A 22,080-nucleotide genomic window follows, 5' to 3' on the forward strand; every position below is an offset into this window, starting at 1 on the left:
CAAACACCTTCCACGCGCACCCGCCCCCTGCACGCGTGGCGCGGATCGGCTAGCGCGTCTGCCGCGCCGCGATCGCATCACGCTGGGACAGAACGGCGCGCGCCTGTTCCACCACCGGCAGATCAACCATTTTCCCTTCGAATGCAAACGCCCCGTGCCCCTCTGCGATGGACTGCTCGAACGCGGCGACGAGCGCTTCGGCCCGCTCGATTTCCGCGACGCCCGGAGAGAATTCGGTGTTCAGGATCGGCACCTGCGCCGGGTGGATCGCGAAGGCACCGACGAAGCCCAGTTCGCGGGCCTCGCGGATCTTCTCGCGGAAATCGTCGAGATCGGAAAAATCCGCCAGCGACCCGACGAAGCCCAGCGGTGCGCAGCCCGCCGCCCGCGCCGCCTGGAGTGTCTGAAGGTTCGCCAGCCGCAGCGCCGCCGGTGTCGGGCGCATGCCCATGGACACGGCAAGATCCTCCGCCCCCACGATGACCCCGCACACGCGCGGATCGGCGGCGGCGATGGCCTGCACGTTGTTCAGCCCCTCGGCCGTTTCGATCATCGCCACGAAGCGCGTGCTACCGGGTGTCATACCCCGTTCGCGTTCCAGTTCATCGACCACCTCGGCCACGGACCGGACATGCTGGGCGTGCGGCACCTTCGGCAGGGTCAGGGCTAGGACCGCCGGGCAGACCGCCGCCTCGATATCCGGCAGGGCCATCCGCCAGGGCCGGTTGATCCGCACGATCACGTCGCAGCCGCGCGCTGCGAGGGTGTCTGCGACCTGCGCCACGCGGGCGCGGGCGGCGTCCTTCTGGTCGGGCGGAATGGCGTCTTCGAGATCGAGCTGGATCACGTCGGCCCCCCGGCCGGGCGCACCGTCGATGAAGCGGTCGTTCAGGACCGGGACGAAGAGAAAGGACCGCCATGGCGGAACACGGGTTGCATCCGGCGTCATGCGCGGCCCTCCGACTTGCGCTGCGCCAGTTCGACGCGAATCTCGTCCGTATGTTCCCCCAGCCGCGGGGCGGGGCGCCGGAACGTGCCGGGGGTCGCGGACATGCGCGGCACGATATTGTGCATCTTGGCGGTGCCCATCTCGTCGTCGGGCAGGTCGATCAGCGCCATCCTGCCGGTGACATAGGGATGGTCCACCAGATCGGCGACGGAGCAGACGGGTCCGACCGTCACGCCACGGCTTTCGAACAGGTCGAGATTGTCTACCTGGCTGCGCTGCGCGATGAAGGCCCCGATGATCTCGTCCAGCGCATCGCGATTGGCGACCCGCGCGTCGTTCGTGGCGAACCGGGGGTCGTCCTTCAGGTCCGGGCGTCCGATCGTGTCGAAGATCTTCATCGCCATCGACTGCATCGATCCCGACATGGCCACATAGGCCCCGTCCGCGCAGGCATAGACGTTCCGCGGGGCGGTGTGGCTGGACTGGTTGCCGCTGCGCATCGACGGGGCACCGGTCAGTTCGTACTGCATGGCTTCGGCGCCGATCAGCGACAGGATAGGCTCGAACAGCGAAAGGTCGATCACCTGTCCCCCTGCCCCGTTGCGTTCGGCGGCGCGCAGGGCCGTAAGCACGGAAGCGGCGCCGTAGAGCCCCGCGACCGTGTCGGCCATCGCCAGCGGCGGCAAGGTCGGCGGCTTGTCGGCATGACCGTTCAGATACGCCCAGCCCGACATCGCCTCGACCAGCGTGCCGAAGCCCGGCTTGTGCCGGTACGGGCCTGTCTGTCCCCAGCCCGAAATACGCAGGACGATCAGATCGGGATTGCGTTCCAGCAGCGTATCCGGGCCGAGGCCCCATTCCTCCAGCTTGCCGGGCAGGAAATTCTCGACCAGCACATGCGCCGTTTCGACCAGCGCCAGCAACTCGGCCTTGCCCGCGTCGGTGCCGATATCCAGCGCGAAGCTGCGCTTGTTGCGGGAATAGGCCTTCCAGTAGACCTCCTTGCCCATGCAGCGCCAGTTGCGCAGGTCGTCGCCCTTGCCGGGGCGTTCGATCTTGATGACATCCGCGCCGTAATCGGCCAGCACATGGGTGGCCATGTTGCCCGCGACGAGCCGGGACATGTCGATGACGCGGACATCCTTGAGCGGCCCGTCGGTGGTCGGATCGAATTCCAGCATCTCGACTCCTCAGTTCGAAAACGTGATGACGGGCTTGATTTCTTCCTGCCGGCGCATCCGCTCCAGCGCGACGTTCACGTCATCAAGCGCATAGCGGCCCGTCAGGATCCTCGAGATCGGCAATTGCGCCTGGTGCTGCGCGGCGAACTGCAACGCCTGCCAGTAGCTTTTCGCATCGCCGGAAAAAGCGCCGATCACGTTGATGTTCTTCTTGACGATGGTGGACGGCTTGATTGTCACCTCGCCCTCGCCAAGCTGCCCGACGATGCAATAACGTGCCCCCTTGCGCGCGATATCGAGACCCTCGTTGAACGCGGGCGGATACCCCGTGAATTCCATCACGATGTCGGCGCCGCGCCCGTCCGTCAGCCTGCGGACCTCGTCCAGCCGTTCCGCGGGCGTGGTGCGGTCGATGGAGATGACGTGGTCGGCCCCCAGTTCCCCCGCCAGATCGAGCCGCCCGTCCGGCGCGCCGATCGCGACGACACTGCGCGCACCGCGCACCCGCGCCACCGCGATGGCCAGAAGCCCGAGCGGCCCGACCCCCTGGATCACGACCGTCTCGTGCGCGTCGATCTCGCCAAGGTTGTTGAACGCGTTCATCACCGACCGGAAGGCGCAGGAACACAGGCTCGCGGTTTCCTCGTGCACGTTGTCGGGGACCTTGATGCGCCCGGACTCGGGCAGCACGTAGCCGTATTCTGAAAACCCGCCGAGAAGGTAGGGATACTCGGCCATGGTTTCGTACATGTAGGCGCGGCGGTTGTCGCAAAGCGTCGGGGTCCGCGCGACGGTGCAGTAGAAACAATGACCGCAAGCGGTGTGGGTCCACAGCAGCCGGTCGCCCGTCTTCAGGTGCTGCCCGATGCTGTCGCGGTTGGCGCCTTCGCCGAACGCCACGATGCGGCCCGTCATCTCGTGCCCGATGATCACCGGCAGGTTCACCTTCAGCGCCAGCGACCCGGCGGCCAGATGCACGTCCGTCCCGCAGATCGAACAGGCGTCCGTCTTCACGAGGATGGCGCCGGGTTCGATCCGGTCCGGGATCGGCACGTCCTCGATGACAAGCGGTGCGCCGAATTCGCGCAGCACGGCGGCACGGGAAACCGATGGTTGTTTGGTCATGGGTCTTTCCAGTTCAAAGGAAGGCTTGGTACCAGAGCGACAGCGCGGGCACGAAGACCAGCACCATCACGACGGCGATGGCGGCAGCGAGGAACCATCCGAAATATCGCAGCATCTCGAACAGCTGGACGTTGTTCGTGCGCGCAGCGACGAACAGATTTGCGGCAAGAGGCGGCGTGATCAGGCCGATCTCGATATTGGTCACGACGATGATCGCGAAATGGACCCGATCGATGCCGAACTCCATCGCCGCGGGGGCGAGCAATGGCCCCATCAGCAGCACGGCCGCATTGGTTTCCATGAACATCCCGACCACGAACAACAACGCGCAGACGCTGAGCAGGAACAGGACCGGCGAGTCGAACACGCCGACCATGAAGGCCGCCATGTCCTGCGGAACCTGGTTGAGCACGAGCGCACGGTTGAGAATCCCGGTCATCGCGATGATGAGCATGATGGCGGCCGCGGGGACCGCCACGACACCCAGCGCCCCGTAAATGTCGCGCAAGGTCATCGTGCGCAGCAACAGGACCGCGCCCACGGCATACAGGCACGCGACGGCAGCGGCCTCCGTCGGGGTGAAGATGCCGCCGTAGATCCCGCCGAGGACGATCACCGGCATGAGCAGCGCGGTGACGGCTTGGGTGCGCCCGCTGCGCAACGCCAGCACGGGGGCCGCGCCGTGCTGCGCGGCCGGAGCGACCGCCGCATCCGGCGCCGCGGCCTCTCGCCCACCGGGCAGGATTCGTGCCGAAAGGGCGAAATGCGTGGCGGCGAAGGCGAGCGTCATCAGAAGGCCCGGCACGATGGTCGCCAGGAACAGGTCCGAGATCGACACCCCGACCGTGGCACCGTAGACGATCAGCGGGATCGACGGCGGGATCAGCACGCCAAGCAGCCCGGACGCCGCGTTCAGCGACGCGACATACCCGCCGGGATAACCCCGTCGGCGCATCTCGCCGCCAAGGGTCGATCCGATGGCGGCCACGGTCGCCACCGAGGACCCGGTGATCGCCCCCATGATCGCGCTGGCCACGATCATGATGTAGCCGAAGGCCGCCCGCACGCGCCCAAGAAGCCGGTCGGCACTGCGCGCGATGGCGTTTGTAAGCTGCCCCCGGTTCATCAGATCGCCCACGAGCATGAACAGCGGGATCGCGATGAGCGCGAAGCTGGACACGCTGTCGTAGGGGATCCCAACAAGGCTGTCCGGCCAGACCCGCAGCCGGTCGGCATTGAGAAACACGATCAGCGCACAGGCCACCGCGATGGGCGTGCCGAGAACGAGTAACGCGAGAAGGCCGATGACGACGACGCTCATGCCGTGAGCTCCACATCCATGTCCTGCCGCGGGTCGCTGTCATGGCCCAAAAGCGTACGGACAAGATCGAAGCCCGCATGCAGGCACATCAGCGCCATGCCGATCACGAGAAAGAGGACGGGGATCCAGACCGGCGTGCCGAGATCGATCAGCGTCTCGCCGCTGTCGCGCATGTAGCGGAACAGACCGTAGGACAGCACCGTGAAATAGGCGGAAAAGCACAGCGTCGCGAAGGTCGCCACCCCGTGCACCACGCGCCGGAGCCACGGGACCGGCACGAGGTCGATGACATCGATGGAGATATGCCGCCTGAGCGCAGTGCATCTTGCTGCCCCCACGAAGGTGAGCGGCGACATGGCGACCATGGCGATCTCTCCGAAGTTCGGCAGGTTCAGGTCGAAGAACCGGACGACGACACCGGCGAGGATGCCCAGCACGGCCGCAAGAAGCGCAAGCGCCGTCACGTGCCGCTCGACGGCGCCCAGCCGCCTCTCGATCCCGTTCATCGCGCGCACGAGAACGGGCAATTGCCTGTCATACCCCGTCGCCATACCGGCTGCGCCCCCCGTTCATGTCGTGCCACGGCATTCCGGGCAAAGGTCGAAACCCACGCCCGGAAGCCGACGTTTGCGAAGCCAACTTACGTGGCCCGCATGGGTGCAGCTTACTGGCCGACTTCGGCGCGCAGGGCTTCGATCCGCTCGGCGCCGTAAACGTCTTCGAGCTCGCTCCAGAGCGACCGGCCGACCTCGACGAAGCGGGCCATTTCCGCATCGGACAAGGTCACGACCGCGGTCCCGCCTTCTTCGATATTCGCCAGGAACTCGCCGTTCAGCGCGCGGTTGTCCTTGATCTGCTGGGCCGTCGCCTCGTCGCTGCACTGCTGGATCGCGGTCTTCTGCGCCTCGGGCAGCCCGTCCCAGAACCGCTGGCCCGCCGTGACCGCACCCATCGCATAGACATGGTTCGTCAGCGTCATGTGGGGCTGTGCCTCGAACAGCCGCGAGTTGTAGGTGATCGACGCGCCGTTGTCCTGCCCGTCGACGGTGCCCTGCTGGAGCGCCACGAACAGTTCCGGGAAGGGCATCGTCACGGTCTGCGCGCCCGTGGCGTCGAAGAACCCGCGGATCGACGCCGAACCGGGCACCCGCAGCTTCAGGCCCTGCATGTCGTCAAGCGTTTCGACCGGGCGGACCGAGTTCGTGACCGCGCGAAATTCCAGTTCGAAGAACCCGAAGGCATGCATGCCGCGGTCGGCCATCGTTTCGCGCAGGGTCGTCTGAAGGATGCCGTCGGGATTGTAGAACACCTTGTCGGCTTCTTCGAAGCTGCTGACGATATATGGCAGATAGTGAATATCCATCAGCGGATCGAGACCCGTCAGCGACCCGGGGTTGAGGAACGCGAATTCCAGCCCGCCGCGGGACAGGTCACGCCCCAGTGCCTCGTCGCCGCCAAGCTGGCTGTTGGGGAAAACTGTGATCTCGATGGCGCCGTCGGTGCGCTCACCGACGCAGGTCGCGAAATTCTCGCTCGCACGATCCACGGGGCTGCCGATGGCGAAGACGTGGCCGAGACGCGCGCGCACCTCCTGCGCCTGTGCGGGTACGGCCGCCAGTACGGCGCCGAGTGCAAGGATCGACACCGACGTGTTGCGAATGATGGTCATGGACTTCCTCCCTTGAGTGCCGCGGCATTTCTCCGCGGTCGATTGACCCGTCCCGCACCGGGGACGGGGCCGTCAGGCCGATGGCTCAGCCGTGATTGAAGACGACGGTCTTGGCCACGGTGAACTCGCGCAGGGCTTCGAACCCTTTTTCACGCCCGTGGCCGCTTTTCTTGAAACCGCCGAAAGGCAGCTCTATCCCGCCTCCGGCACCGTAGCCGTTGACATAGACCTGCCCCGCCCGGATCGCCTTGGCGAGGCGCATCTGCCGCGCGCCCGAGTCGGTCCAGACCCCGGCGATCAGGCCATAATCGGTGCCGTTCGCAAGTGCGATGGCGTCCGCTTCGTCATCGAAGGGGATAGCCACCAGAACGGGCCCGAAGACCTCCTCTCGGGCAAGCTCGTGGTCGCGCGGCACCAGGCGGAACAGCGTGGGCGGCACGAAGAAGCCGCCGTCATGACCGTCGTCGTCGATCGTCCCCTCGGCCGCGGCCTCGATGCCATCTGCGCGGGCACGGTCGAGAAACCCGAGAACACGCTCCTGCTGGACCTTCGAGATGACGGGGCCGCAATTCACGTCCTTCCAGTGGGGACCGGCACGCAAGGTCTTGAACCGCTTGGTCAGGGCCTTGAGAAAATCGTCATAGATCGCGCGTTCGACCAGCACCCGGCTGCCCGCGGAACAGGTCTGCCCGGTGTTCTGCACGATGGCGCCGACAATTGATTCGATCGCCTTGTCCTGGTCGGCATCGGCGAACACGATCTGCGGCGACTTCCCGCCCAGTTCCAGAACGCAAGGCACATGGTTGCGCGCAGCGGCGGTCTGGATCAGCACGCCGACCTCGGGCGAGCCGGTGAACGAGATCAGGTCGATGTCGGGATGGGAACTGAGCGCGGCACCCGCCTCTTCGCCAAGGCCGGTGACAAGGTTGAGCACGCCCGCGGGAAAGCCGACCTCCTCGGCCAGTTCGGTAAGCCGGACGCAGGACAGGCAGGCTTCCTCGGCGGGTTTCAGCACGGCGGTGTTTCCCGCCGCAAGCGTCGGCGCAATCGTGCGTCCGAACATCTGCGCGGGATAGTTCCACGGGATGATATGGCCGGTGACGCCGCGCGGCTCGCGCAGGATCATCACCTGGTAGCCGTTGAGGAACGGGATGGTTTCGCCGTGCAGCTTGTCGGCAGCACCGCCGTAGAATTCGAAATAGCGCGCGGCGGCCCGCACATCGTTGCGCGCCAGCGTCAGCACCTTGCCCGTGTCGCGCGCCTCCAGTTCGGTCAACTCGTCCTCGTGTTCGAGGATCTTCTGGCCCAGCCGGCTCAGCAGCCGGCCACGGTCCACGGCGGCCGTCTGGCCCCACGCGCCCTCGAACGCGAACCGCGCGGCGCGCACGGCGGCGTCGATATCCTTGGGTGTTCCGCGCGCGATGCTGCCGATCACCTCGCCCGTGGACGGCGCCAGCATCTCGATCGTTCCCGCGCCTTCGGGAGTCTTCCAGACGCCGCCGATAAAGACCTTAGTGTTCTGCATTCTGTTCCTCCCGCGACTTTCGTGCAGAAGGTCGAACATCCGACGTGCATCCACAATAACGATGTCTTTGCTGTCGCCATAGCTTCTGCCTATGACAGGCGCGCATCAGACTCCTCGCGCACACGGCGCTGCGAGCCAAGGCACCACGCAGGCGCTGGCTCGGCGAACGCCTAGCCTGCGGATCGATGACAGTCGGCGCGCACGGACAACGCAGCCCACGCATGACGGTCCGGCAGTGCCGGCCACCGATCCGACATGTCAGGGAAGTTCCGGTGTCAAGCCGACGACAGCCTCGGCACAGAAAGGACGACGCGATCCCGCCCCGTCGCCCATGCGCGCATGTCTGCGCGGCAGTCCGTCCCCGCCGCCCGATCAGAGCGAGAAGCCGCCATCGGCTGTCAGTTCCGTCCCGGTCATGAATCCGACCCGGTCGCTCGCCACAAACAGCACCAGCTGCGCGATTTCCTCTGGCGTGCCCATGCGTCCGATGGGCTGGCGGTTGTTGAACACCTCCAGCGCGCGGGTCTCGCCGCCCAGTGCCTCGCTGCGCGTGGCGATCCGTTCACGGAGTGCGGCGGTGTCGATGGTCCCAGGGCAGACCGCGTTGCACCGAATGCCGTCCTTGATGAAATCGAGCGCGACCGACTTGGTCATGCCGATGATCGCGGCCTTGCTGGTCGCATAGGCCAGCCGGTCCGGCGCCGTGGCGATGGACGAGATCACCGAAGCGATATTCACGATCGACAAGGGCCGACCCGCGGCAAGCGCCTCGCGCACCGCAGCGCGGGTAACGAGGAAAGTACCCGTCACGTTGACATCGAGAGCGGACCTGAAATCCGCGGTGCTGCAATCGGCGATGGACCCACCGGGCACGATACCGGCGCAATTGACCAGGATGTCCACCGGACCGTGTTGGGCGAAATGTGCCTGCACCGCCGTCTCGTCGGTGATGTCCACGATATGCGCGGTGCTGCGCAGCTTGTCGGCGGCAGGTTGATCGATATCGAGCAGCCGGACTGATGCGCCGGCGGCGTGCAGGGCGCCCGCGCAGGCCGCGCCAATTCCGTTCGCGGCACCTGTGACAAGGGCAGTCGCGCCTTCCAGATCGGTCAATTCCTGTCTCCATCGAGTGTTGGTGTGGGCCGCGGTTTCGCCGCAGCGTCGTCGGCCAGCCAGTCGTCGACACGGGCGACGAAGCTGTCGGGGCGGGATGCCGGGAAGAAATGCCCCCCGTCGGGCAGCATGTGCAATGCGCTGCCGGGCAACGCGGCGTGCAGCGCCCTTTGGCGGGACGGCGGCACGATCCGGTCGTCCTGCGCACCGATCACAAGCGTGGGGGCGCGAATCCGGTCCGCCAAATCCGTGCCATCGAAAGCCAGAAGCGCATCGATCCGCGCAAGGGTCGTGGAGGTTGCCGTGGCTGTCTGCGGCGGCAGGGCCAGATCGTCGGCGCCGATGTCCCCCGGATCGCGCGTCAGCAACGCGGTCAGACCAGCCGCCAGGCCCGGCGCCTGCCGCAGCAATGCCGCCCGATAGCCGAATAGCGCGACCATGTAAGGATCGGCGGTCTGCCACGTCCCGCTGAGCACGAGCTTCGCGACAAGGTCGGGCCGGGTGGCTGCCAGCATCTGTGCGATGGCGCCGCCCGTGGAATGACCGATGACGGTCACGGCACGATCACCGAAGACCGACCGGCTGACAGCGGCCGCATCCCGTGCAAGGCTCGCGATGGTCACCGCGTCATCCTGCGGCGGGTAAGCCCCGCAGCCGGGCTGGTCATAGCTGGCCACCCGGAAGCGCGCCGCAAGACGGGTCTGCACCGGGTCCCAGAAGCCCGCCGTCCCGCTAAGCCCAGACACCAGCAGCACTGGCGGCGCCGACCGCTGTCCCGCGATCCGCACCCGACCGGACCCGGCCTGCGTCACGTCATCGTCAACCATACCGACCTGCCACTTCCTCGCATTGGGACGGGCAAGGATCACCCCTGCCCGTCCGCGCGTCTCACATCGCGCCGCCGGACAGGCGGTCCACCATGTCCATGCCGCCGGGGATATCCTCGATCAGGCCGGGCCATGCCGTGCGAGCCTGCTCGATGAAGGGCGCAAGATCGGGTTCATGGATCGCGATGCCCTGCTCGGTCATGGTCTCGACCGCCGCTTCGGTCGCGTCGTCATGGGCCGCGATGCCGTCGGCCAGCGCCTCCGCCGCGGCATCACGCACGATGGCCAACTGTTCGTCGGTCAGCTTGTTGGACAGCATCGCCGACCCCAGCATCAGCGACGGCAACTGGTGGATGCGGGTGAACGTGTAGTCGGTGATGACTTCGGCGAACCCGTCGCCCACGGTCTGGTCGGGGGCCAGTTCGGCGGCATCGACGATGCCGTTCTGCAAGGCAAGGAACAGTTCGCCATAGGCGAGCGGGGTGGCCTGCGCCCCGAGCGCTTCGTAGGTCTGAACCCAGCCGGGTGCCTGGATCACGCGGATCTTCGTGCCATCGAAGTCTTCCACGGTCGTGATCGGCGATGTCGACGGGGTCGAGCGTTCATAGATCGCGCCCCAGCCCAGCCCGAGTATCCCGTAATTCTCGAAGACCTCCAGAAGCGCCTGCCCTTCAGCACCGGCGAGCGCATCATAGGCCTCGGCCTTCGAGGTGAAGAGATACGGAAGGGAGAAGACCTTCATCTCGGGGATCGTGTTTTCGAGAGAGGCGGTGGAAATGAATGCAAGATCCACCGTCCCGGTGCGAAGCCCCTGCGTCAGCTTCAATTCGCCACCAAGCGCGCCCTGGTTGAACACGTTTATGACGACCTCGCCATCGGTCCGCTCCGCGACCAGTTCCGCCAGTCTTTCGGACGCGATCTGGTAGCTCGAGGTGTCCCCGAGGACGTGGGCAATGTTGAGTTCCGTCTGTGCGGCGGCCGTGCCGGCCGCAAGGGCGAGTGCCGCGCTGGCCGCGGCCTGGTTCAGCATTTTCATGGTTTTCCCTGTCGTTTCTGGTTCAAAGGACCAGCGGCAGATAGGTGATCGCCGCCAGGTTGATCAGCAAAACCGCGAGGAAGATCAGCAGCGGTTTCACTATTTCCTCGACCCGGATGCCCGCGACCGAGCAGGTCACGAACAGGTTCACCCCGACCGGGGGTGTCACCATGCCCACCGCAAGATTGGTGATCATGACGATCCCGAAATGGACGGGGTTGATACCGAGCGTCAGCGCCACGGGCGCAAGCACGGGGCCGAGAATGATGATGGCGGCGAATGTTTCCATGAACATTCCCACCACGAGCAGAAGAAGATTGGCGAGCAGAAGGAAGACGACCGGGTCGTCCGAGATCGACAGCATGAGCGCCGCGACCTTCTGCGGTGCCTGGAACAGCGCCAGCGCATAGGCGAGCACCGCCGCGAAGCCCACGATGGCAAGGATCACCGCCGAGGACAGCGCCGCTGAGGACAGGATCTGCGGCAGGTCGCGCCACGCGATGGTGCGGTAGACGAACTTGCCCACGACGAAGGCGAAGACCACGGCGACCACCGCCGCTTCCGTCGCGGTGAAGACACCGAGGTAAATACCGCCAAGGATGATGACGGGCATGCACAGCGACAGCATGGCGCGGCGGAAGGTGCGCCAGACCTCGCGCCGCCACGGGCCGAAGGAAAACGGCACGGCATCTCCGTAGTCGTGCAGCCATGTCAGGACCGTGATGGTGAGGATGAGCGAGATGCCGATCATCAGCCCCGGCACGATCCCGGCAAGGAACAGGTCGGTGATCGACACACCTGTGACCACGCCGTAGATGATCATCGGGACCGACGGGGGCAGGATCACGCCCAGTTCAGCCGAGGACGCGATGATCGCCGCGCCGAAGGGCCGGGGGTAGCGTGCCTTTTCCATCTTGGGGATCAGCGTCGATCCGATGGCTGCCGCCGTGGCCGAGGACGAGCCCGACACGGTCGAGAAGAACATCGTCGACAGGACGGCCGCGGCACCCAGCCCGCCCCGGAACCAGTTCACCAGCGCATGGGCGAAGGCCACCAGACGGTCGGCGATGCTGGCGCGGTCCATCAACGTGCCCGCAAGGATGAAGAACGGCAGCGCCATGAGCGCGAAACTGTCCAGCGCCTCGAACACGGTCTGCGGCACGACGATCAGCGACATGCCGCGATCCATCAGCGCGGGGATCGGGGCAAGGCCCAGCCCGATGGCGATCGGCACGCTGGCGCCGAACAAGAGCAGCAGAAGGATCAGCGTGATGCCCATGGTCAGTCCTCCCGCCGGTCGGGAAGGCTCGTGGTGCGGATGTCCGCGCCGTGCAGCCATGTATCGGTGACAAGGGCGACGATGTTCGCGCAGCCGAGAACGGCACCGACCGGCAGCGCCCAGTAGACCCAGGTCTTGGGCAGCGACAGCGCGGGGGACCGTTCGATGCGCCCGAATTCCACGAAGTCGAGGCCGAAATGACAGATCGTCAGCAGGAAACCGAAGGACACGGCCAGCGCGGCATAGCGCAAGACCTGGCCCAGCCGGTCACCGACACCGTCCACGATGAAGGTCAGCGACAGCAGCAGCCCGCGCCGGAACCCGACGCCGAGTCCGATGAACACGATCCAGATCATCGCGTAGCGGGCGGTTTCTTCGGTCCAGGGTGCCGAAACCGACAGCCCGAAATTGGTGAAGACGAACCGCACCAGCACCTGCGTGAAGGTGGCGATGGTCATCCAGAGCAGAAGAAGACCCAGAACACCCTTGGCGACGATGTTCACACCGTCGATGGCGGTCACGTAGAGACCCGCAACACCCCGCATCATGATGCTACCCCGGCGCGCCAGTCCCGCAGGCCGACCAGCGCGTCGTCACGCCACGCGCGCCTTGCGGCGATATCCTCCAGCGGCACCCGCGCCGTGGCATGCGCCTGCAAGGCGTCCAGCGTATCCGGTGGCAGCCTGTCGGCCAAAGTCTCTCCGTCGGCGCAGAACCCGTCGAACATCGGGGCATAGCGCGCGAAATAATCGGCGATACCGCCCGGCGCGTTCAGATGGACACCGGCGAACGGGCCCATGATCGCCCATCGCATGCCGAAGCTGTCGCGCATCAGGGCATCCACGCCCTCGGCGCTGACGATGCCGTCTCGTACGAGGCCGATCATTTCCATGAGCATGGCCGCCTGAAGCCGGTTGAGCACGAAACCCCGCACCTCGCGGTTCAGGCGCACGGGAGTCTGCCCGATGGCACACAGAATATCCTCTGCCCTTGCGACACTGTCAGGCGCAGTGAAGGGGGCCGGCACGATCTCGACAGCCGGCAGGGCATGGGGCGGCGACGCGGGATGCGCCACGAGGAACCGGGCCCGGCCCGCAAGATCGGGCACGAGGTCGGACATGCACAGCGCCGAGGTCGAACTGGCAACCACCGTCTCTGCCGGAAGGATCGCGTCCAGCGTTTCGAACAGCGCCCGCTTGGCCGCCGCGTCCTCGACGATCGACTCCTGCACGTAGACACAGCAGGCGAGACTCTCTATCCGGTCCGCATGGGTCAACCGCCCGGCATCCCACGCCTCGGCCACCGCTTCGCGCAGCGCGGCGAGATCGGCGGAAGGGTCATGGACCACGACCGGATGACCGGCGCGCAGGAATGCCCGCGCCCAGGATGCCCCGATGATGCCGCAGCCGACGATGCCGATGGGTTGGCGCTGGTTGCTCATGCGCAGCTCACTGGATCGGGGAGAATGCAGTCGGGCGCAGGAAGCGATTCTGCTGCTGGTCCAGAAGCGGCAACACCATGTCGAGATATGTGGACCAGCGCGGATCGGCCATCATCGCATCGCGCCGGGCAAGCCGGTCATCCATGCTGTCGAAGGCCCAAAGGGCGACGACCCGGTTCAACTCACCCACATCGCTGATGAAGTAGCCAAGGAACTCGCCCAGCAGCTCCTTCTGGATCGGCAGGCCGTGTTCCTCGTAGATGCGCACGAACTCTGCGGCCTTGCCGGGTTTCGTGCGATAATCGCGTTCCTCGATGATACGCATGGTCACTTCCTTTCCGGCAGCGGGGGTGCGGCGAAGACGGTTTCCGCCTCGATCTGGGCGACGTTCTCAGGGCGCGGGAACGGCTCCGGCGCGGGATCGCCCGGCTTCCTTTGCCGCCCGATCCGTTCGAAGAACCGTTCGATTCCCGCGGGCATCAGCAACCACAGGAACGTCAGCGGCACGTCGCGGTCGTTGATGAAAGAGTGGCGGCGGTTGCGTCCCAGAAACACGATCGTACCCGGCGCGGCCTGCGCGACCGTTTCGCCATCGTCGATCTCGATCCGGCCCGCGCCTTCGAGGAAATAGATCACCTCTTCGTGGCGGTCATGGGCATGGGTGCGCACATGACATCCGTGCGGCGCCACCGTCTGCGTTCCGATCGAGAACGGATGCTCGGCGCCGACCTCGGCGCTGTTCAGAAGGCAGCGCACGAAGCCGTTCGCCGGCACCGGCTGCCAGAAGCTCTGGCCATCCTCCAGTGCGCGTACCAGCGTGGCGCCCTGGTCGGCTGTCTTGCCCGGAATAGCGGCATCGGTCATGCGATGTCTCCTGTTGATCTTTCCGGCGCCGGTCCGGCCGTGTTGGCGGGCCGCGAAAGCCCCATCAGCAGGCCATCCGCGATGGCGCGACGCAGCCCACCGGCGCGATGGGTCACGTGGTCGAACATCAGGTCGGCGGCGCGATCCGCGTCCCGTGCGGTAATCGCGGACAGGATCGCGGCGTGTTCCTCAAAGGTCCGTTTGCGGTCCTCCCCGTGCAGGTCGGCCCAGCGGACGAAATGAATCCGCGAATTGATGCCGCGCACGGATGCGAGGATCGCCGAGTTGCCCGAAAGGGCTGCCAGGCGTTCATGGAACATCGCATCCTGCCGCACGAGATCGTCGGGATTGGAACCCGGGTAGTTCCGCAGCACGGTGGCCCAATGATCGGCGAGGCTCTCGATGTCGAAATCGTTCGCGCGCGCCACCACGAACCGCACGGCGGCCACTTCCACGATTCCGCGCATCTCGAACAGGTCTTCGATCTCCTTCACGTCCACCTGCCGAATGAAGAACCCGCGATTGGGCCGGAACTCCACGAGGTCTTCTGCAAGGAGCCGGTTGATCGCCTCGCGCAGCGGCGTGCGCCCCACATCGAGAACCTCGGTCAGGTGCATTTCGTTGAGACGCTCACCCGGCCGCAATTCGAACTCGATGATCATCGAGCGCAAGCGCTCATGGACCGACGCGACCGTGTTTCCGGCGCGTTTGGGGCCGCCCGTAGTCGCCGTGATCGGTTGTGTTCCGCGTGCCATTCGCCTCACCGCGATTGCCTACCAAAGTCAATTTAGTGTATTCGACAATCGCATCTACACAAGTATCAACTTGCGCCGGCGTCACACTGATCACGCAAGGATTTGAAATTGTTTTCTAAATCACATGCCTTCCTAGACAGGGCTGCGGCAGGCATCTTGCGGAGCGCCGCAGAAACCCGAGAATCGGCGGGCCTGAGCGCACGTACCCCAAGGGAGGAACCAACATGAACTTCGCCATCATCGGCCAAGGCGCGATCGCGCAGTACGTGATGCGCAGGCTCGTGGAGCGCGGGCATCGCGTCGGGGCACTTGTGCTTCGACCGGAACGTGCGGCACACATGAAAAGGGCTTCCCCGGACGACCCCGTACCCGTCACCGCCGCGCGGGATCTGCCACCCGGCATCGCGCATGTGATCGACTGCGCGGGCCATTCCGGGCTGGCGGCACATGGGCCGGACATGCTGCGCGCGGGCTACGACATGACGACCGTGTCGCTTGGCGCGCTGGCGGAACAGGCGCTGGCGGACAGGCTGGCGCAGGCCGCCATCGAGGGAAATTCGCGGCTGCATCTTGCGAGCGGCGCCATCGGTGCGCTGGACTGCCTGTCGGCCGCGCGCATCGGCAGCCTTGCCGCCGTGCGCTATGTCGGGCGGAAACCGCCGCGGGGCTGGCTCGGGTCGCCCGCGGACGACAGCCTTGACCTGCTGTCGATGGGCGAGACGCCGCAGACCCATTTCAAGGGCTCCGCGCGCGAGGCGGCGACCCGCTACCCCAAGAATGCGAATGTCGCGGCGGCCGTCGCGCTTGCCGGTCTGGGCTTCGACGCCACGGAGGTCGAGTTGATCGCCGATCCGACCGTTTCGCGAAACATCCACGAAATCCATGCGGAGGGGGATTTCGGCAGCTTCCAGTTCCGGATCGAAGGCAACGCCCTGCCCGACAACCCGCGCAGTTCGGCATTGGCGGCCATGAGCGCCGTGCAGACAGCGGAACGCGCCGCGGCGCCGATCGTCATCTGAGGCTGCGCGACCCCGGAACGGTTCCAGCGCCCGGGTGCAGGATACGCGGGTGCGAGACCTGTCCCGGGGCCGTCAAAAAGCGCGCCGGATCAGGCGGGATCGGCCGTCCCGTCGCCGGAGGGAAGATCCGTCGCGGGCGCGCGCGGCGCCAGCGCCTCCGGGTTGCGCAGCCAGATGTCGCGCTGCGCGAACGGGATCTCGATCCCTTCTTCGGTAAAGCGGCGGGCGACCTCATGGTTCAGGTCGGATTTCACGCCGAGCAGGAAGTTCACGTCACGAATGATCGCGCGGATCTCGAAATCCAGCGAATCCGCGCCGAAGCCCGCGAAGATGACTGCAGGCGGCGGCGAGATCATCACCATCGGATGGGCGTTGGCGATCTCGGTCAGGATCTTTTCGACCTTGCGGGTGTCGGTCCCGTACGACACGCCTACCGTGACGATCACCCGGCCCATGGCGCTGCCGCGCGTCCAGTTGGTGACGACCCCGGACACGAGATCGGCGTTGGGCACGATCACGCTGGTACGGTCGAAGGTTTCGATCTTGGTGGCCCGCACCGAGATCGACTTGACGATGCCCATGATCCCGCCGACCTCGATCCAGTCGCCTTCGGCCACCGGGCGTTCGATCAGCAGGATGATGCCCGACACGAAGTTCTGCACGATGGTCTGAAGGCCGAACCCGATGCCGACCGCAAGCGCGCTGGCGAAGATGGCGAAGGCCGACAGGTTGATCCCAGCCGTGGTGATCGCGATGATCGCTGCAAGGAAGATGCCGATATATCCAACACCCGATACGATCGCGGTGCGCGCGCCGATATCCATCTTCGTCTTGGGCAGGATCGTGTTGCGCAAGCCGCCCTGGACCAGCCGCGTGACCATGTAGCCGATCAGGAATATCAGTAGGAAGGTCAGGAACTCGGTCGGCGAGATCCGCACCTCGCCAAGCTGGAAGCCGCCGCGCAGCGTGCTCCACAACTCGGTCAGGTCCGTGACCCGCGCGCCCCACATGAGCGCGAGCGCGGGCAGCGATGCGAGGATCAGCAACACGCCGAACAGGGTCGGGATCAGCCCCTCGGCAGGTTCTTCGTCGGACGCGTCCTTGACGGCGGCCTGCCGGGACAGCGCCCCGTAGAAATCCCCGAACGCGCGCTGCACCAGTGCCAGGAAACCGAACAGCAGGAACGTGCCCGCGGCGGGATAGATGACCCGCCCGGCCAGTTCGACATAGCCGGCCAGCCCCACGATGACGGACAGTACCGACGCCAGCATTCCGATCACCGCGAGAACCGTAACCACGGCGTCGGCGAAGGCGCGTTCGCTCTGGCCCTCTGCATGGCCCACGGACCGGCGGTAGAAACGCGAGATGCGGAACAGCGCATAGGCCGTCAGCAGGCTCAGGATATACCCGAGATAGGCGATGGTCAGCGCATCGAGTTGCAGGCGCTGGTCCAGAACGGTCAGCCCCTGAAAGAGCGAGAGCGTCAGCACCAGCAGGTAGGACATGCGCCGTGCCTTGCCGAGATATACCTGTGCAAGCCGAAGCGGGCTTTCGCTGCCCTGTTCGCGCGGGAAAAGCTGGTTGACCAGCCATGTCCCGGCGATCATTGCGAAGCCGAAGGCGACGACAGCCAGAAGCACGCTCGATCCCGTCGGCCCAAAAATGCCCGTGAGCTGCAGGGCCGCGACAAGCAGGGTCAACCCGATCCACGGCAGCGCCAGTTCGGCGATCACGATCACGAGCCGCAACAGCTTGCGTGGGATGGGGGCTTTCACGGCGTTCACCCTGCGGGCGATGCCGGCGGCCCAGGCCCGGCTGCGGAACACCATAAGCACGCCAAGGATCAGCGACAGCGCGGCGGACGGCAGGTTACCGATGATCTCGGTCCGGGTGTCGGCATTGCCGAGCCGCGACAGCACCTCCTCGGGCACGCGCAGGACGGTGCGACGGATTTCGTCCAGCGGCTCTTCCCAGTTCAGAGGGTTCACCGGCAGCGGCGAGCGTTCGAGAATCTGGCGGGTCTGGCGCGCGCGCAACTGCCCGTCGATCTCGCGCACAAGCGCATCGGCTTCCACGAATGCCTCGGATGCGCGCACGGCGGGGGCGCGCTGCGCGGCGATTTCGGCCGTCAGGGTGGCGCGTCGTTCGGCCACTTCTTCCGGTTCGGTCTCCCCCTCGGCCGGGGCCGGCCCGAGACTGTCGAGTTGCCGCTGAAGCCGGTCGATCTGGCCGCGGTTGGCATTCTCGGCGGCCAGGAACCGGTCGCGGTAGTCGGCCACCTGCGCGCGCAGCCGTTCCAGCGTGGCGTCATTGGCAAGGTCCTGCGCCAGCACCCGGTCCACCCGGCTGACCATGGACGACCATTCGTCGAACAGCCCGGGTTCGAGCGCCTGCCCCGGCGCCATTGCGGGCGCGAGCGACAGGCCGAGGATCAGCGCCAGAAGACGCAGGCGGAACAGGCATGAATGAAGCATGATGGATCAGTCTTCGAAAACGGTGGGAATATCGGGCGCAGCCCGGTCGAGCCAGTGCGGCACGGGAAGCCCCTTTTCGCGCAGGAAAGCCGGATTGTAGAGCTTGGATTGATAGCGTGTGCCGTAATCACACAGGATCGTGACGATCGTGTGCCCCGGCCCCATCTCGCGCGCCATGCGCACAGCGCCGGCGATGTTCACCCCCGTCGATCCGCCCATGCACAGACCTTCCTGCGACAGCAGGTCGAACACGATGGGCAGCGCCTCGGCGTCGGGCACGCGATACGCCATGTCCGGGGTGAAGCCTTCGAGGTTCGCCGTGATCCGGCCCTGCCCGATGCCTTCGGTGATGGACGTGCCTTCGGATTTCAGCTCGCCTTCGGTGTAGAAACTGTAGAGCGCGGCCCCCTCGGGGTCCGCAAGGCCGATCTTCACGCCCTTCGGTTGCAGTGCCGCCGCGACCCCGGCGATGGTGCCACCCGATCCCACAGCGCAGACGAAGCCGTCCACCTTGCCGCCGGTCTGGTCCCAGATCTCCGGCCCGGTGGTTTCCACATGGGCCTGTCGGTTGGCCGTGTTGTCGAACTGGTTGGCCCAGATCGCGCCGTGCTCGGCGGTTTTCGCCAGCGTCTCGGCCAGCCGCCCGGAATAGCGCACGTAGTTGTTGGGGTTGCGATACGGCGCCGCGGGCACCTGCACGAGATCCGCACCCGCCAGCCGGATCATGTCCTTCTTTTCCTGGCTCTGGGTTTCCGGGATCACGATCACCGTCTTGAACCCCATGGACGCGCCCACGAGCGCAAGCCCGATGCCCGTGTTGCCCGCCGTGCCTTCGACGATGGTGCCGCCCGGTTCGAGCGCCCCGCGCGCCACCGCGTCCCGGATGATGTAGAGCGCCGCCCGATCCTTGACCGACTGGCCGGGATTCATGAATTCCGCCTTGCCGAGGATCTCGCAGCCCGTCGCGTCGCTCAGACGGTTGAGCCGGATCAGCGGCGTGTTCCCGACGGCCGCGGCAAGATCGGCATGGATGGTCATGGGCGGGTCCTCCGGTGGGTATTGCGCTTCTCTAGGCAGGCGCGGCGCGGGTTTCAACCGGACTGACGCAGGCGATCCGCGTTCAACGCCAGCCAGAAGGCCGTCAGGTGCAGCGGCCCGACCGGCGCCTGCCCGTCCGCGATCAGATCCATCAGCCGCGCGCGGGGCATGACATGGCCGCGGATATCCTCGGCCTCGGACGCCAGCCCGCCCTGCCCTGCGGCACCGTCGGGCAGATCGGCGATGCCGACATAACTGACGAGATACTCCGAGAACGCGCCCGTGGTCGGGTAGTATTCGCCGACCTTGTGCAGCGCGGTCAAGGTCAGCCCCGCCTCTTCGACGGTTTCCCGCCGGGCGGCGTCCGCGGGCGTCTCGCCGGGGTCGATCCGGCCCGCCACCGGTTCGATCAGCCATGGCTGCGGGTCGGCCCGCGCGAGAGGTGCGGCGCGCATCTGTTCGATCACGAGCACGCGGTCGCGCACCGGATCCCAGGGCAGCACGGTCACCGCATCGGTCCCGACAAAGACGGCACGTTCCAGCGGCCCGCTGTCGGTGCCATCAAACCGGTCATGGCTGTAGATCATGTCCTCGACCGTGAAGAACTTGGCATAGGGCCGGTCCACTGCGGACAGGCGTACATGCCGCGCGTCGAGCCCCGACAGCGATCGACGTGCCGTGCCCTGACCGCGCACGCGCGACGCGGCGCGCGACCAGATCATCGGCAGGCGTGCGCGCACCGTCGCGCTGTCCTGCCGTCCCATGACGGACATGATCTCGGGCACTGCTTCGCGCCAGATCGCCCGCCACGTGTCGTCGAGCGGCCCGTCGAACACACGTCCGGCTAGCGGCCCGGCCGGCGCCGCGCACACCTGCACCGGGCCAGGTTCGCCAACGGCGCGGGCCGTGCCCGGCCGGGGTTGCGCATCGTGCACCGCAAGCCAGAACAACAACCGGTCCCGCGCCGCCGACGGGGCCGTGGGGATGGTCACCAGCAGCCCCGAGCGGTCGCCCGCGACACGGGTTCCCGCCCCGCTCGCATGGTCGACGGGCGCGCCACAGACCTGCGCCACAAGGTCGGCGTCGTCAAAGGGCGGCATCACGAAAAAACTGGTGTCGCTCATGGTCACTCCGGGTCGCGGTCGCGCGCACCCTGTCAGACCGCGCGCAGGCAGGCCAGCGCGAACGGCCCCTTCGCCTCACGCGGGGGCGCGCACCGTGATCTGCGTGACATCGCAGACGCCCGTCCGGAAGGCCGCCGCGCAGGAAGTCAGATAGTAATCCCACATGCGGCGGAACCGGTCGTCGAAGCCCATCGCCGCGATCTCGTCCCAGCGTGCGTTGAAACTCTCGGCCCAGCGGCGCAGGGTCTGGCTGTAGCTGTCGCCGAATTCGAACGACCCCTCGACCCGCAGGCCCGCTTTCTCGATCTCGCGCCGCAAGACGCCGGGACCTGGCAGGATGCCGCCCGGAAAGATGTATTTCTGGATGAAATCGACCTGCTTGCGATATGATTCGAAACGGGAATCCTCGACAAGGATCACCTGGAGCGTCGCCGCCCGCCCCGGTTTCAGCCGCGCGCGCAGGCTGTCGAAGTAGACCGGCCAGTATTTCTCGCCCACCGCTTCGAACATCTCGATCGACGCGATCCCGTCATAGACGCCCCGCTCGTCCCGGTAGTCCTGCATCTTGATCGTGACCCGGTCCGACAGCCCCGCCGCCTGCATCCGTGCCTGCGCGTAATCGTGCTGCTCGCGGCTGATGGTCAGTCCCGTCACCTGAAGGCCCCGTTCGCGCGCGGCGTATTCGGCGAACCCGCCCCAGCCGCAGCCGATCTCCAGCACGTGATCGCCGGGGCGTGCGCCCATCCTGTCCACCATGCCCGCGTATTTCGATGTCTGGGCAGCCTCCAGGCTTTCCTGGCCCGTGTCGAAGATGGCCGAGGAATAGGTCATCGTGTCGTCCAGCCACAGCCGGTAGAAATCGTTGCCGAGATCGTAGTGGTGCGCGATGTTCCGCCGCGCCTGCTTCTTGCTGTTCGACTGCAACCAGAACCGGATGCGTTCGAAGGCGCGCACCAGCCCCAGACCGGGGAACCCGTCGAGCATCGCGTCGTTGCGGTCGTGGATCAGGTCCATGAACGCCTGAAGGTCCGGCGTGGACCACCAGCCATCCATGTAGGCTTCGGAAAACCCCAGATCGCCGTCGCGCAAGAGCCGTGCGAAAAGATCGGCGTTGCGCACGGTCAGGGCGGCGACCGGCCCCGGTTCGGGTCCTTCGGCCCGGAACATGCGCCCGTCGGGCAGCGTCACGTCCAGACGGCCATGCCGGATCTGCGCGGCCTGCCCGAACACGGCGGCGAAGTATCGGGGCAGGCCGGTCTGGCCGTCGGTCGTCGTCAGGATGTTCATCTGCGCTATTTGCCTGTCTTGGGTCGGTCCTGCATGTCACGCAGCCCGGCCGG

The 22,080-nt window shown here is 66.3% G+C and carries 21 protein-coding genes; 1 reads left to right on the forward strand and 20 read right to left on the reverse strand.

Translation table 11 applies throughout. The features are described 5' to 3' along the window. Positions 1-49 precede the first annotated feature (49 nt). The 16 genes from DDE13_RS11960 to DDE13_RS12035 all read right to left on the reverse strand — a co-directional run bounded on the left by DDE13_RS11960 (position 50) and on the right by DDE13_RS12035 (position 15,085). Positions 50-949, reverse strand: a complete 900-nt coding sequence (locus DDE13_RS11960) for an HpcH/HpaI aldolase/citrate lyase family protein (protein ID WP_111404461.1) — start codon at positions 947-949, stop codon at positions 50-52. Next, the gene (locus DDE13_RS11965) at positions 946-2,130 is read right to left on the reverse strand and encodes a CaiB/BaiF CoA transferase family protein (protein WP_111404463.1); all 1,185 of its coding nucleotides are present in this window, start codon (positions 2,128-2,130) and stop codon (positions 946-948) included. Before DDE13_RS11965 ends, DDE13_RS11960 begins: the two co-directional genes overlap by 4 nt. Before the next feature lie 9 nt (positions 2,131-2,139). After that, a complete protein-coding gene (locus DDE13_RS11970; protein ID WP_111404465.1) occupies positions 2,140-3,255 on the reverse strand; it encodes a zinc-binding dehydrogenase in 1,116 nt (371 codons plus the stop codon). A 13-nt stretch (positions 3,256-3,268) separates the two neighbouring features. Next, positions 3,269-4,576: a TRAP transporter large permease gene (locus DDE13_RS11975; protein ID WP_111404467.1), complete on the reverse strand. Its 1,308-nt coding sequence runs from the start codon at positions 4,574-4,576 to the stop codon at positions 3,269-3,271. Then, positions 4,573-5,127, reverse strand: coding sequence for a TRAP transporter small permease (locus DDE13_RS11980; RefSeq protein WP_111404469.1), 555 nt, complete (start codon positions 5,125-5,127; stop codon positions 4,573-4,575). Before DDE13_RS11980 ends, DDE13_RS11975 begins: the two co-directional genes overlap by 4 nt. 113 nt (positions 5,128-5,240) lie before the next feature. Further along, positions 5,241-6,245: a TRAP transporter substrate-binding protein gene (locus tag DDE13_RS11985; protein ID WP_111404471.1), complete on the reverse strand. Its 1,005-nt coding sequence runs from the start codon at positions 6,243-6,245 to the stop codon at positions 5,241-5,243. 85 nt (positions 6,246-6,330) lie between these two features. Next, entirely contained in the window at positions 6,331-7,770 is a 1,440-nt protein-coding gene (locus DDE13_RS11990; protein ID WP_111404473.1) for an aldehyde dehydrogenase family protein, read from the reverse strand. A 372-nt stretch (positions 7,771-8,142) separates the two neighbouring features. Next, entirely contained in the window at positions 8,143-8,883 is a 741-nt protein-coding gene (locus DDE13_RS11995; RefSeq protein WP_328587842.1) for an SDR family oxidoreductase, read from the reverse strand. Beyond that, entirely contained in the window at positions 8,880-9,710 is an 831-nt protein-coding gene (locus tag DDE13_RS12000; protein ID WP_111404475.1) for an alpha/beta fold hydrolase, read from the reverse strand. Before DDE13_RS12000 ends, DDE13_RS11995 begins: the two co-directional genes overlap by 4 nt. Before the next feature lie 61 nt (positions 9,711-9,771). After that, positions 9,772-10,746, reverse strand: a complete 975-nt coding sequence (locus DDE13_RS12005; RefSeq protein ID WP_235868682.1) for a TRAP transporter substrate-binding protein — start codon at positions 10,744-10,746, stop codon at positions 9,772-9,774. Positions 10,747-10,768: 22 nt separating this feature from the next. Further along, on the reverse strand, positions 10,769-12,025 hold the full coding sequence (locus tag DDE13_RS12010) for a TRAP transporter large permease (RefSeq protein WP_111404479.1): 1,257 nt from the start codon (positions 12,023-12,025) through the stop codon (positions 10,769-10,771). A gap of 2 nt (positions 12,026-12,027) precedes the next feature. After that, on the reverse strand, positions 12,028-12,573 hold the full coding sequence (locus DDE13_RS12015) for a TRAP transporter small permease (protein ID WP_111404481.1): 546 nt from the start codon (positions 12,571-12,573) through the stop codon (positions 12,028-12,030). Further along, positions 12,570-13,466, reverse strand: coding sequence for a 3-hydroxyacyl-CoA dehydrogenase NAD-binding domain-containing protein (locus tag DDE13_RS12020; protein WP_111404483.1), 897 nt, complete (start codon positions 13,464-13,466; stop codon positions 12,570-12,572). The genes DDE13_RS12015 and DDE13_RS12020 overlap by 4 nt, the downstream gene beginning before the upstream one ends. A gap of 7 nt (positions 13,467-13,473) precedes the next feature. Then, the gene (locus DDE13_RS12025) at positions 13,474-13,791 is read right to left on the reverse strand and encodes an NIPSNAP family protein (protein WP_111404494.1); all 318 of its coding nucleotides are present in this window, start codon (positions 13,789-13,791) and stop codon (positions 13,474-13,476) included. A gap of 2 nt (positions 13,792-13,793) precedes the next feature. After that, complete coding sequence (locus tag DDE13_RS12030) at positions 13,794-14,330, reverse strand: cupin domain-containing protein (RefSeq protein ID WP_111404496.1); 537 nt, start codon at positions 14,328-14,330, stop codon at positions 13,794-13,796. After that, complete coding sequence (locus DDE13_RS12035) at positions 14,327-15,085, reverse strand: GntR family transcriptional regulator (RefSeq protein WP_111404498.1); 759 nt, start codon at positions 15,083-15,085, stop codon at positions 14,327-14,329. The genes DDE13_RS12030 and DDE13_RS12035 overlap by 4 nt, the downstream gene beginning before the upstream one ends. Before the next feature lie 224 nt (positions 15,086-15,309). Between DDE13_RS12035 and DDE13_RS12040 the strand changes: the two genes are divergently transcribed. Then, positions 15,310-16,104 carry an aspartate dehydrogenase gene (locus tag DDE13_RS12040; RefSeq protein ID WP_111404500.1) on the forward strand — a complete coding sequence of 265 codons (795 nt, stop codon included), beginning with the start codon at positions 15,310-15,312 and terminating at the stop codon, positions 16,102-16,104. Between the two features lie 89 nt (positions 16,105-16,193). Here the strand turns inward: DDE13_RS12040 and DDE13_RS12045 are convergent, their stop codons facing one another. The 4 genes from DDE13_RS12045 to DDE13_RS12060 all read right to left on the reverse strand — a co-directional run bounded on the left by DDE13_RS12045 (position 16,194) and on the right by DDE13_RS12060 (position 22,027). Further along, complete coding sequence (locus DDE13_RS12045) at positions 16,194-18,578, reverse strand: DUF3772 domain-containing protein (protein ID WP_111404502.1); 2,385 nt, start codon at positions 18,576-18,578, stop codon at positions 16,194-16,196. Positions 18,579-18,584: 6 nt separating this feature from the next. Next, on the reverse strand, positions 18,585-19,616 hold the full coding sequence (locus DDE13_RS12050; protein ID WP_111404504.1) for a cysteine synthase A: 1,032 nt from the start codon (positions 19,614-19,616) through the stop codon (positions 18,585-18,587). A 53-nt stretch (positions 19,617-19,669) separates the two neighbouring features. Next, a complete protein-coding gene (locus DDE13_RS12055; protein ID WP_111404506.1) occupies positions 19,670-20,740 on the reverse strand; it encodes an NUDIX domain-containing protein in 1,071 nt (356 codons plus the stop codon). A gap of 75 nt (positions 20,741-20,815) precedes the next feature. After that, positions 20,816-22,027, reverse strand: coding sequence for an SAM-dependent methyltransferase (locus tag DDE13_RS12060; RefSeq protein WP_111404508.1), 1,212 nt, complete (start codon positions 22,025-22,027; stop codon positions 20,816-20,818). Between the last annotated feature and the right edge of the window lie 53 nt (positions 22,028-22,080).

It is taken from the genome of Meridianimarinicoccus zhengii (genome assembly GCF_003254465.1).
Taxonomy (GTDB): domain Bacteria; phylum Pseudomonadota; class Alphaproteobacteria; order Rhodobacterales; family Rhodobacteraceae; genus Meridianimarinicoccus; species Meridianimarinicoccus zhengii.